This window comes from Polaribacter sp. KT25b (assembly GCF_900105145.1).
GTDB lineage: Bacteria > Bacteroidota > Bacteroidia > Flavobacteriales > Flavobacteriaceae > Polaribacter.
Genome location: NZ_LT629752.1, coordinates 739119 through 751642 on the forward strand (window position 1 = coordinate 739119; position 12524 = coordinate 751642).

The following is a 12524-nucleotide window of genomic DNA, read 5'->3' on the forward strand; positions in this document are numbered from 1 at the left end:
TTTATCTTATAATTCTCACATTCATTTCTTCTACTTTTTTATCAGATAAAGGAGAAGGAGCATTAAATAATAAATCTTCTGAAGTTCCTGTTTTTGGGAAAGCCATGACTTCTCTAATAGAAGCTTTCTTTTCTAAAATCATCATTAAACGATCAATTCCCCAAGCAATTCCTCCGTGTGGTGGCGCTCCATATTGAAACGCTTTGTACATCGTGCCAACGCTTTTCATCATTTCCTCTTTATTGTAACCCATATTTTTATAGGTTGCTTCTAAAATTTCTGCTTTATGTGCACGAACAGAACCTCCACCAATTTCATAACCGTTTAAGATTAAATCGTATTGTTGCGCGATAATGGTTCCAATTTCATCATCAGTATTGTTCATGTGTTTTTCTAAATCGTAGATGGCTGGCATAGAAAACGGATTGTGTGTAAACGTCCAACGTCCTTCGTCTGTTTTCTCAAACATCGGGAAATCTACCACCCAAGCTGGTCTTAATTCTTTAGGGTTTATCAATTTTAAGATTCTTCCCATTTCTTGACGAACAGCATCTAATGCTTTATTTGCTGTTGCATAATCTGCTGCAGAGAAAAATACGATATCTCCTACTTGAGCATCTGTAGCTTTTATAATATTAGCTGCAATTTCTTCGCCTAAAAACTTAATAATTGGCGATTGTAAATCATTTTCATTTACAATAATATACGCTAAACCACCTAAACCATTTTGTTGTGCAATGGCTGTTAAGTTTTCAATTTGACCTTTAGACATACGTTTGTTTCCTTGCTCTTCTGCAGAAACCTTAATACATTTTACAATTCCGCCATCATCAATAGGTTTGCTAAAAACTTGAAATGTGGTGTCTTTTACAATGTCTGTAATGTCTTGCATTTGCAAACCATAACGTAAATCTGGTCTATCACAACCATATTTATCCATCGCATCTTTGTAGGTAATTATTTCAAATGGATGTAAAATCCATTTTTTACCATAGATTTTTTTAACAACTTCGTTAAACATTTTGGTGTTTAAATCGATAATCTGTTGCATACTTGCGTATGCCATCTCAATATCTAGTTGTGTAAATTCAGGTTGACGATCTCCACGAGAATCTTCATCTCTAAAACAACGTGCAATTTGAAAATATTTTTCAAATCCACCAACCATTAACATTTGTTTAAACTGCTGTGGCGCTTGTGGTAAAGTATAGAAAGAACCTGCTTGTTTTCTTGTTGGAACAATAAATTCTCTTGCACCTTCATCTGTTCCTGCAGTTAAAATTGGTGTTTCAATTTCTAAGAATTCTTCTTCGTCTAAAACATCACGTAATAACTTAATTACTTTATGGCGATTTACAATTGCTTTACGAACATCATCATTTCTATGATCTAAAAACTTGTATTGAAAACGAACATTTTCATTCGATTTTGTAGCTTTCTTAATTTCAAAAGGAAGCGTTTTAGATAAGTTTAAGATTTCTAAAACAGCTGTTTCAAGCTCAATTTTACCTGTTCTTAAACCTGCATTGTAATCATCTTCTTTTCTTTGAACTACAACACCAGTAACCATAATTACTGTTTCTGGTTTTAATTTTACAAGTTCATCTAAATTAGGAAACGTTTCTCTACTTAAACGTACTTGAAAAATTTGATTGCTTGAATCGCGTAAATCAATAAAAATTAATTCACCATGATCTCGAACACTTGCAACCCAACCAGCTAAAGTAACTTCTTCATTAATAGAAGTTTCTGATAATTGAGAAATTTTATGAGTTCTATACTCTTCTTTTATTATTAGAGGAATTTGAGGTAAAATTTCTTCTAAGTTTCCTTTTTGACCTTCTTTATCCGCTTTTAATTGTTGGGTTTTAGCTGTTGGATGAGAACCAGTAGCTAAAGGCGAATGGCTAAGTGCTTTTAGAATTTCAGTTCTAATAACTTTACCTGATGCTCCTTTACCGATAATTGCAATTACTTTACCAACAAGAATTCCTGCTTTACCTTGGTTTCCTGCTTTAATATCGTTGGCGATTGCTTCATTGTCTGCAATTACTTTTATAACGGCATCTTTTATTTTGTCTTCTGATATCGTATTGTCATCAAAATACTTTTTATAATCAAAAGTTCTGTCTTTTAAGTATGAAGTTATTCCGTTTTGAACTAAAACAGAAGTAATTTTATCTTCTTTAAATAATTGGAAAATTTCAGTTAAGTGTGCAATACTATGAATATTTGCATATTCATCTGCGCCAATATTATTTACCAATGTTTTTGCAACAAAAGATGGATCTTTAATTACATTATTAATCGCAATAAAAGTTTCTGAACGTAAAGAATCCGCAGTAAAAAACTTAGCATCTTGCGGTAAAACGCCACCTTTTATCAGAATAGATTCTACAGCAAAAGGTAAAGAACTTACATCTACATCTATACTCTCTACAACTTGCTTAATATTTACAAAAGGTAAATCTGGTTCAGAAATAAAACGATAATCTGCTTCAAATTCCTTTGTACGCATTGTTTTGGTTTGCTTTAAATCGGCATCCCATAAAACTGTAGTTTGTTCTGGTCTAAACTCTTTATGTTCTATAAAATAGTTAAGTTGTTTCTCAATTTCTTCCTTCAAAGCATCCACCATAAACTTAAACGAATTCAAGTTTTTAATTTCTGTTCTTGGATTTAAATGATACGTATGTTTTTTTCTAAGTGATACAGAAACATCAGATTTAAACTCACCTTTTTCAAGATTTGCTTCTGATATTTTTAAATTCTGAACAATTCTCTGAATATATTGTGCGTAGGTCGATGCATCTTCGATATGGCGAATACAAGGATCGGTTACAATTTCTATTAAAGGAACTCCAGCTTTATTAAAATCGACTAAAGAAACTTTCTTTTCATGCATCAATTTTGCAGCATCTTCCTCAATATGAACTTGGGTTAAAGTCACTGTAAATTGAGATCCATCATTTCTATAACAAGAAACTTGACCGTCTGGAATTACAGGATTATGAAACTGCGTAATTTGAATGTTCTTTGGATTATCTGGATACTCATAGTGCTTTCTATCCCAAGAAATAACTTCATTTCTAAAAGTAGATTTTACTGCTTTTCCAAAATAAATAGCTTTTTTAATTGCTTCTTTATTGATGGATGGTAAAACGCCCATTTGTCCTGTGCAAACAGAACATATATTGGTGTTTGGTTGTTCTATTTCTTGATTTGCGCAAGAACAGAATAACTTCGATTTTGTGTTTAAACGAACGTGTGTTTCAAGACCGATTACTAACTCTAAATCGTGCTTTTTTAATAGCTTATTTAATTGTTCCAGTTCCATTATATCGTATCTTTTAAGAAGTTAGCAAACTTCAAAACGAGTTCGTCATTATTTTTTGCAGCAGTAATCTGTAAGCCAGTTGCTGTTCCTTGAGGTATTGTTAAAGTTGGTAATTGTCCTAAACTAAAGCCAACTGTGTAAGCATCCGATAAATACATTGCTAAAGGATCTTTTAAACTATCGCCAATTTTTGGTGGCGAATTTGGTGTTACTGGCGATAAAATAATATCAACTTCTTTAAAATCTTTTTCAAAATTATCAGCAATTTGATCTCTTAAATTCAATCCTTTTAAATAGATTTCATCAGAAAAACCTTGAGACAACACTTGATTTCCACCAACAATTCTACGTTTTGTTTCTTCAGAAAAGTTTTCTGAACGTGTTATAGAATACGTGTCTTTTAAATTATCACCTTCAATTCTTGCGCCGTAATTTGTGCCATCTAATCTTGATAAATTAGAAGCCGTTTCTGCCATTGCTAACGTATAATAGGTAGAAACTAAAGTGTCAGCTTCAAAGAAATCTAGTTCTTTAACTTCAATTCCTTTTGCTTTTATTTTTTCTATGGATGCTAAAAAATCAGCTTTTACTTGCGCATCAATTGCATCGCTTTCTATAAAATTCTTAAAATAGCCAACTGTTTTTATTTCATCAGCATTTAAAATATTGTCTTCTAAAATTGTTTCTGATTGATAAGTTGTCTGATCTTTTATATCCTTTCCACTCATCACATTTAAAACAATTCTAATATCTTCTATAGATTTTGCAATTGGCCCCACACAATCTGTTGACGATGCATATGCCATTAATCCAAACCTTGAAATTCTTCCATAAGAAGGTTTTAATCCGAAGATTTTATTATAACCTGCTGGTTGACGAATTGAACCACCAGTATCTCCACCAATTGAAAAAACAGTAAAGTCTTTTGCAACATTTACGGCAGAACCACCACTAGAACCACCAGAAACTAAATTGGTGTTTAGAGCATTTTTTACAGCTCCGAAAATGGTGTTTTCTGATGAAGAACCATGACCAAAACTATCGCAATTTTCTTTTACTAAAGGTATTGCTCCAGCGTCTAACAATTTTTGAATTGCAGTTGCTGTATATGAAGATTTGTAGTTTTTTAATAAATCTGAACTTGCAGTAGCTAAAGTGCCTTGCAACATATAAACATCTTTAATTCCAAAAGGAATTCCTTCTAGTAAACCAATTTCTTGTCCGTTTTCAATTTTAGCATCTACTTTAGTCGCTAATTCTAAAGCTAATGTATCTAAAAGAGCATTTACGGTATTGTGAGTGTTCGATTTTAATAAATCTAATCTGTCTTGCACTAATTTTGTACAAGTTATTTCTTTGTTCATCAATTGCTGATGAATCTCGTGTATTTGCGATTTCATAACTATTCTTCTATCACTTTTGCAACTACTAAATAGCCATTTTTTTCTTTCGGAAAGTTTTCAATAATGATTTGCTTTTCGGCATTAGGACTATCAATAACAACATCACTTCTTAAATCATCTAAAGAAACGGCATTATTATGATTATTATTAAAAGAATTATTATTTATTGAATTGGCATTTTTTATGGATTCGAATAATTTATTCACAGACTCAGATGGCTGCGCTCCTTTAATACTAGACAAAATGTCTACAGTCATAATTTTACTCATTTCTTTTTTTGTTTTAGTTTATATATAAACTTAAGGCGGCAAAACTACAAAAGTTTTAACTCTGATTAAAGTATTATATAAATAAAACACACCAACAATTTAAGTAGTAAATCATTGGTGCGTTAATTAATTCAGTAAATTCAAATCAAACATATGTTTGGAGGTACAAATATATCTTTTTTCATTCTACTTGAAAAGTTAATATTTGTATATGGTTTTAAATTGATACTTTATCTGTATTATTTGTTGTTATTTGTAATGAAAATTAATTTTTTTTTATATTTTAATTTATAATCATAAATTATGAAAAAAAACTTAAAATAAAATTTGTTCAAATAGAAATTGCTTTCTACATTTGTACCTCAATGAAAAACAATACAAAAAATACATGGTGGTGGAACTCTCTTATTAAATAAGTGAGAAGTATACTATATGTAAAAATATAATAAAAAGGCTTATCTCACGATAAGCCTTTTCGCTTTTTATTAAGCGTCATTACGAGGAGTTTACAACAAAGTAATCTCTTTATAAATAAACAGATTGCCACAGCAAATTAAATTTTTGCTTCGCAATGACACATAATAGAAGAATGAAAAAAATACAATTTAAAACAATTTCTAAAACAAAAATGGCAGACACAGTTACACCTGTAGGTTTGTATTTACGTTTTAGAGATAAATACGCTAACACTTTGTTGTTAGAAAGCTCAGACTATCATAGTAAAGACGAAAGTTTTTCTTTTATAGCAATAGATCCTGTGGTTTCTATAAAAGCAGAAAATCATCATTTAAGTTTTTCTCATAAAGGAGTTGAGTTAGAAAATAAAGAAATAGGAAGAGATTTTAACGCAATTTTCGAAAGTTACAGTCAAACAATAGATTTAGATTGTCCTGCAGAATTAAAATCATTTAACGGTTTGTATGGTTATACAACCTATGATTCTGTTCAGTATTTCGAAAATATTGATTTAAATGTAAAAGAAGCTCCATCTGCAATTCCTTTAATGCAGTACAGTTTTTACAGATTTATTATTGCTATCAATCATTTTAATGATGAAATGACATTGATAGAAAATATTGAAGAAGGAACTGAATCGCGCATAAAAGAAATTCAATCAATTATAGATGCTCAGACATTTAATACGCAGAATTTCGAAATTGATGGAGAAGAAACTTCAAATATAAAAGGAGAAGAATTTATAGAATATGTAAAGAAAGCAAAATCTCATTGTAAAAGAGGAGACGTTTTTCAACTTGTTTTATCACGCCAATTTCAACAAAAATTTAAAGGAGATGAATTTAATGTGTATAGAGCATTACGTTCTATAAATCCATCACCATATTTATTTTATTTCGATTATGGTTCTTTTAAATTAATGGGATCTTCACCAGAAGCACAAATTAAAATTTCTGCGGGTAAAGCAACTATTAATCCAATTGCAGGTACTTTTAGAAGAACTGGTGATATGGCAAAAGATATTTTGTTAGGAAAAAAATTATCTGCAGATAAAAAAGAAACTGCAGAACATGTAATGTTGGTAGATTTAGCTCGTAATGATTTAAGTAAACATGCAGATAATGTAGAAGTTGAGGTATTTAAAGAAGTGCAATATTTTAGTCACGTAATTCACTTGGTTTCTACAGTTTCTGGTCAGTTAAAAGGAAACCCAATAGAAATTGTTGGAGACACTTTTCCTGCAGGAACTTTAAGTGGAGCACCAAAATACAAGGCAATGCAATTAATAGATACTTATGAGAACCAATCTCGTGGGTTTTATGGAGGAGCAGTAGGTATTATTGGTTTAGACGGTTCTGTAAATTTGGCAATTGCAATTCGTTCTTTTGTAAGTAAAAACAACGTTTTATATTACCAAGCAGGAGCAGGAATCGTAATTCATTCCGATGAAGAAAAAGAATTACAAGAAGTAAATAATAAATTAGCAGCGTTAAAAAAAGCGTTGATTTTGGCAGAAAATATTTAGGGCGTTTTAACAGGCTTTCCACTATATCTTTTTATTTTAAAAAGAAAATAAAAAGGATGCCGTTTCAATCCCTAACGCAAATTGAGTTTTAAGTCATTACGAGGAGTTTTTCCAACGAAGTAATCTCTTAATTAATAAACAGATTGCCACAGCAAATTAAAAATTTGTTTCGCAATGACAATTAGATAGAAAAATGAAAATATTAATATTAGATAATTACGATTCGTTTACCTATAACTTAGTTCATATGGTAGAAAAAATTACAGGAAATTTTCCTGCAGTTTTTAGAAACGATGAAATCAGTATTGCAGATGTAGGCAACTACGATATAATAATGTTATCTCCAGGACCAGGAATTCCAGATGAAGCAGGAATCTTAAAAGAGGTAATTAAAACCTACGCAGGAATAAAACCAATTTTTGGAGTTTGTTTAGGTTTACAAGCAATTACAGAAGTTTTTGGAGGAACAATTATCAATTTAGATGAGGTTTTTCACGGAGTTGCTACAGAAATGAAAGTAACAGATAAAAATGCGACTATTTTTAAAGATGTTTCAGAAACATTTTTAGCAGCACGTTATCATTCTTGGGCAGCAACAGATGAAGGTTTTCCAGAATCAATTCAGGTAACAGCAAGAGATAAAGATGGATTAATTCAGGCAATTGAGCATAAAGAATTTCCAATTTCTGCAGTTCAGTTTCATCCAGAATCTATTTTAACAGATGTTGGTGAGCAATTGGTTACTAATTTTATAAATAGTTGCCCATCCTAACCTTCCCAAAGGGAAGGAACTAGCAAGTTTGTGCAAAAGAAAAAATAAAGAGTAAAATTAACACAAGAGTATTTTTCCCCTTGGGGGAAATTAAAAGGGGCTTTAATGAAACAAATTTTAAATAGACTTTATAATCACGAAAGATTGTCTAAATCAGAGGCTACACAAATCTTAAAAGATATTGCTGCAGAAAAATATAATGATGCACATTTAGCTTCTTTTATGACTGTTTTTATGATGCGCCCAATTACGGCAGATGAACTTTCTGGTTTTAGAAATGCATTAAAAGAATTATCAATAAAAGTAGATTTATCAGATTATAATACCATTGATATTGTTGGAACTGGTGGTGATGGAAAAGATACATTCAATATATCAACCTTAACATCATTTATTGTTGCAGGAACAGGACAAAAAGTAGCAAAACACGGTAATTATTCTGTGTCTTCTCAATCTGGTTCTTCAGATATGTTAGAGAGTTTTGGCTACAATTTTACTAATGATGAAAATGTTTTAAAAGAGCATTTAGAAAAAGCAAATATTTGCTTTTTACATGCGCCAAAATTTCATCCAGCTATGAAAGCTGTTGGACCAACGAGAAAAGCGTTGGCGTTAAAAACATTCTTTAATATGTTAGGCCCTTTGGTAAACCCAAGTTCACCAAAAAACCACATGTTAGGGACTTTTAATATGGAAATTGCACGTTTGTACAATTACATATTACAAGAAGAAAATATTAATTACGGAATTATTCATGCTTTAGATGGTTATGATGAAATTTCGCTAACAAGCGGATTTAAGTTGTTTACAAAAAACGGTGAACAAATTATAAACCCAGAAGATTTAGGGCAAAAGAGAATTCAACAATCAGAAATTTTTGGAGGAACTTCTGTTGCTGATGCAGCCAAAATTTTTAAATCTATTTTAGACGGAAAAGGAACTGAAGCACAAAATAATGTGGTTTTAACAAATGCTGCTTTTGCATTGACAATTGTTGATGAAAATAAGACTTTTCAAACTGCTTTTGCAGAAGCAAAAGATTCACTTTTTGGATTGAAAGCAAAACAAACATTAGATAAATTAGTAAGTCTATAAAATGAAAAAGTTCTCGATACAATTTTCTCAAAAAAAAATCGAAAATCACTCGAACTGACATACTTATTGTCACATCGAGTGAATTTGAGAAGAATGAACAAATTTGTATCGAGATGTTTTAATAAATAGTAATAATGACAAAAAAGAAAAAGAATATAATTTTGATTATTCCTGCTTTTCTAATAATGGGAGCAGCTATAGGTTTGCAAACAAAAGGTGTTATTAAACAGACTTTAATTGGTTTGGTTGTAGGAGTTATAATTTATTTTTTTCTTAAGTATAGGAACAAAAAGTTAAATAATTAACAATTACGAATTAGAAATTACGACTTATGAAAAAGGATAATATAATTCAAATCAAAAGCTATAATTTCGCAGTTCGAGTTGTTAAACTATACAAACATTTATCTCAAGAAAAGAAAGAGTTTGTATTGAGTAAACAATTGTTGCGCTCAGGAACATCAATTGGGGCAAATGTTGAAGAAGCAATTGGAGGACAAAGTAGAAAAGACTTCTTTGCTAAATTAACAATCGCTTATAAGGAAGCAAGAGAATCTCATTATTGGATTCGTTTATTAAAAGATACTGATTATTTATCAGAGAAAGAATCAGAATCTTTAATTACAGATATTGAAGAAATTTTAAAAATTATCGGAAGTATTCAAAAAACAGTAAGAAGCACTAATTCGTAATTAATAATTTCGAATTCATAATTATTTATATGACAATTTTAGATAAAATAATCGCATTTAAAAAGAAGGAAATTGCAAAGATAAAAGCAGAAGTTCCTGTTCAAAATTTAGTTAAAAGTCCAAGTTTTGGAAGAGAAACTTTTTCATTAAAAAAATCTTTGTTAGAAGTTGGTTCTACAGGAATTATTGCAGAATATAAGCGTCAATCACCTTCAAAAGGAATTATCAACGATACAGCAACTATTGCTGATGTTACGAATGGATATTTAGATGCAAATGTTGCTGCTCAATCTATTTTAACAGATACTTCTTTCTTTGGAGGAACCATGGCAGATCTAATGGAAGCAAGAATCATCAATCAACAAAAACCAATCTTAAGAAAAGATTTTATTGTTGATGGTTTTCAGATTGTAGAAGCAAAAGCAATTGGAGCAGATGTAATTTTATTAATAGCTTCTTGTTTAACATCAACAGAATTAAAAAACTACGGAAACTTAGCAACAGATTTAGGTTTAGAGGTTTTATACGAAGTACATACGCAAGAAGATTTAGATAAAATTAATGATTTAGATAATAAAATTATCGGAATTAATAATCGTAATTTAAAGACTTTTGAAGTTGATTTAGAGCATTCAATTAAATTAGCGGGTCAAATTCCTGATACTTGTTTAAAAGTTTCAGAAAGTGGAATTTCTGATCCAAAGATTATTACAGGATTAAAAGAATTTGGTTTTCAAGGTTTCTTAATTGGAGAAAACTTTATGAAAACAGAAAATCCTGGAGAAGCTTGTTTAGACTTTATCAATCAAATTAGATAGTTATGTCAGTTCGAGTGAATTTTGAGGAACGAAAAATTTGTATCGAGAACAAAATAACTTCTCGATACAGTTTTCTCCTAAAGTCAAAAACCACTCGAAGTGACAGCAATAAAATTATATTATGAAACTGAAAGTTTGTGGAATGAAATATGTAGAAAATATTCAGCAAGTTGCAGAGTTGCAACCTGATTATTTAGGGTTTATTTTCTATGAAAAATCAAAAAGAAATTTTGAAGGAATTATTCCAGAATTTTCTAATTCAATTAAAAAAACAGGCGTTTTTGTCAATGAATATATTGAGATTGTAATTTCTTTGGTTGAAGAATATAGATTAGATGCAATCCAATTACATGGAGATGAAACTGTAGAATATGTTGTAGATTTAAAAAATCAGTTAACAGAAAGAAGAACTTTATTTATTGAAGAAAATAAGCAGATAAAAAAGAAAAAAAATCAACATTATATTTCTAAAAATGAAGTTGAAGTTATTAAAGTTTTCGGAATTAAAGACGAATTTAATTTTGATGTTTTAAAACCGTATGTAGAGGTTGTAGATTATTTCTTATTTGATACAAAAGGAAAAGAAAGAGGAGGGAACGGAACAAAATTTGATTGGTCTGTTTTAGAAAAATATCCTTTTGATACACCTTTCTTTTTAAGTGGAGGAATCGGATTAGAAGATGTTGAAGAAGTCAAGAAAATTATGAAATCTAATTTGCCTATTTATGCTTTAGATGTAAATAGTAAATTTGAAAGTAAACCAGGAGTTAAGAGAATTGAAGAATTAGAAAAGTTTAAAAAGAACGTCATTACGAACGTAGTGAAGTAATCTGCTTATTAATTAAGAGATTGCTTCGTGCCTCGCAATGACAGAATATTATAAAATATGAAATCAAAATTTCAACCAGACAAAAATGGATATTACGGACAATTTGGAGGAGCATTTATTCCAGAATTGTTATATCCTAATGTAAAAGAATTAGAAGACAATTATATTCAGATTTTAGAATCTGAAGAATTTCAAGAAGAATACAAATCTTTATTAAAAGATTATGTAGGTCGTCCAAGTCCTTTGTATTTAGCAAAACGTTTGTCAGAAAAATATGGTGCTTTTATTTATTTAAAACGAGAAGACTTAAATCATACTGGCGCACATAAAGTAAACAATACGATTGGTCAGATTTTAGTTGCTAAGAAATTAGGGAAAACTAAAATTATTGCAGAAACAGGAGCTGGACAACATGGAGTTGCTACAGCAACAGTTTGTGCATTAATGGGCTTAGAATGTACTGTTTTTATGGGAGAAAAAGACATTGAGCGTCAAGCACCAAATGTTGCTCGTATGAAAATGTTAGGAGCCAAAGTTGTACCTGCTTTAAGTGGAAGTAAAACCTTAAAAGACGCTACAAATGAAGCTATTAGATATTGGATTCAGAATCCAGAAACTTTTTATTTAATTGGTTCTGTAGTTGGTCCTCATCCATATCCAGATATGGTTGCACGTTTACAGTCTGTAATTTCTGAAGAAATAAAATGGCAATTAAAAGAAAAAACAGGAAAAGAAAATCCGGATACAATTATTGCTTGTGTTGGTGGAGGATCTAATGCTGCTGGTGCTTTTTATCATTATATGGATGATAAAGATGTAGAGTTAATTGCTGTTGAAGCAGGAGGCTTAGGTGTTGATTCTGGAGAAAGTGCAGCAACGTCTCAATTAGGAGAAGTAGGAATTATTCACGGTTCTAAAACCATTTTAATGCAAGATGAATATGGACAAATTGTTGAGCCATATTCTATTTCTGCAGGTTTAGATTATCCTGGAGTTGGTCCTTTACATGCTTATTTATATGATTCTAAAAGAGCAACTTTTATGAATGCAACAGATAAAGAAGCTTTAACTGCCGCTTATGAGTTAACAAGAATTGAAGGAATAATTCCTGCTTTAGAAAGTGCTCATGCATTGGCTGTTTTACCAAAAATAAAGTTTAAAAAAGACCAAGTTGTGGTTGTGAATTTATCTGGTAGAGGAGATAAGGATTTAAGTACTTATATCAAACATTTAGAAGATTAAAAATAAATGTCACATCGAGTGAATTTATGAGAGACGAATAAATTAGTATCGAGATGCAATTAGTTCTCGATACAATTTTCTCAATAA

At 30.5% G+C, this 12524-nt stretch carries 11 protein-coding genes; 8 read left to right on the forward strand and 3 right to left on the reverse strand.

The window, feature by feature from the left end; genetic code table 11:
• Position 1: 1 nt before the first annotated feature.
• The 3 genes from gatB/aspS to BLT70_RS02960 are packed head-to-tail and all read right to left on the reverse strand — an operon-like array spanning position 2 to position 5009.
• The gene (gatB/aspS, locus tag BLT70_RS02950; RefSeq protein WP_091891346.1) at positions 2 to 3337 is read right to left on the reverse strand and encodes a bifunctional amidotransferase subunit GatB/aspartate--tRNA ligase AspS; all 3336 of its coding nucleotides are present in this window, start codon (positions 3335 to 3337) and stop codon (positions 2 to 4) included.
• A complete protein-coding gene (locus tag BLT70_RS02955) occupies positions 3337 to 4737 on the reverse strand; it encodes an amidase family protein (protein WP_091891350.1) in 1401 nt (466 codons plus the stop codon). The genes gatB/aspS and BLT70_RS02955 overlap by 1 nt, the downstream gene beginning before the upstream one ends.
• A gap of 2 nt (positions 4738 to 4739) precedes the next feature.
• Positions 4740 to 5009: a hypothetical protein gene (locus BLT70_RS02960; RefSeq protein WP_172824375.1), complete on the reverse strand. Its 270-nt coding sequence runs from the start codon at positions 5007 to 5009 to the stop codon at positions 4740 to 4742.
• A 589-nt stretch (positions 5010 to 5598) separates the two neighbouring features.
• Here BLT70_RS02960 and BLT70_RS02965 point away from each other — a divergent pair.
• The 8 genes from BLT70_RS02965 (at position 5599) to trpB (ending at position 12437) form a co-directional block, all read left to right on the forward strand.
• Positions 5599 to 6990 carry an anthranilate synthase component I family protein gene (locus tag BLT70_RS02965; protein WP_036825522.1) on the forward strand — a complete coding sequence of 464 codons (1392 nt, stop codon included), beginning with the start codon at positions 5599 to 5601 and terminating at the stop codon, positions 6988 to 6990.
• 193 nt (positions 6991 to 7183) lie between these two features.
• Complete coding sequence (locus BLT70_RS02970) at positions 7184 to 7762, forward strand: aminodeoxychorismate/anthranilate synthase component II (RefSeq protein WP_091891353.1); 579 nt, start codon at positions 7184 to 7186, stop codon at positions 7760 to 7762.
• A 105-nt stretch (positions 7763 to 7867) separates the two neighbouring features.
• Entirely contained in the window at positions 7868 to 8857 is a 990-nt protein-coding gene (trpD, locus tag BLT70_RS02975) for an anthranilate phosphoribosyltransferase (RefSeq protein ID WP_091891356.1), read from the forward strand.
• Positions 8858 to 8991: 134 nt separating this feature from the next.
• Entirely contained in the window at positions 8992 to 9162 is a 171-nt protein-coding gene (locus BLT70_RS17210; protein WP_172824376.1) for a hypothetical protein, read from the forward strand.
• A gap of 26 nt (positions 9163 to 9188) precedes the next feature.
• A complete protein-coding gene (locus BLT70_RS02980; RefSeq protein WP_091891358.1) occupies positions 9189 to 9548 on the forward strand; it encodes a four helix bundle protein in 360 nt (119 codons plus the stop codon).
• A 29-nt stretch (positions 9549 to 9577) separates the two neighbouring features.
• Positions 9578 to 10366, forward strand: a complete 789-nt coding sequence (gene trpC, locus BLT70_RS02985) for an indole-3-glycerol phosphate synthase TrpC (RefSeq protein WP_091891360.1) — start codon at positions 9578 to 9580, stop codon at positions 10364 to 10366.
• 121 nt (positions 10367 to 10487) lie between these two features.
• On the forward strand, positions 10488 to 11195 hold the full coding sequence (locus BLT70_RS02990) for a phosphoribosylanthranilate isomerase (RefSeq protein ID WP_091891363.1): 708 nt from the start codon (positions 10488 to 10490) through the stop codon (positions 11193 to 11195).
• A gap of 57 nt (positions 11196 to 11252) precedes the next feature.
• Positions 11253 to 12437, forward strand: a complete 1185-nt coding sequence (trpB, locus tag BLT70_RS02995; RefSeq protein ID WP_091891365.1) for a tryptophan synthase subunit beta — start codon at positions 11253 to 11255, stop codon at positions 12435 to 12437.
• Positions 12438 to 12524 lie beyond the last annotated feature (87 nt).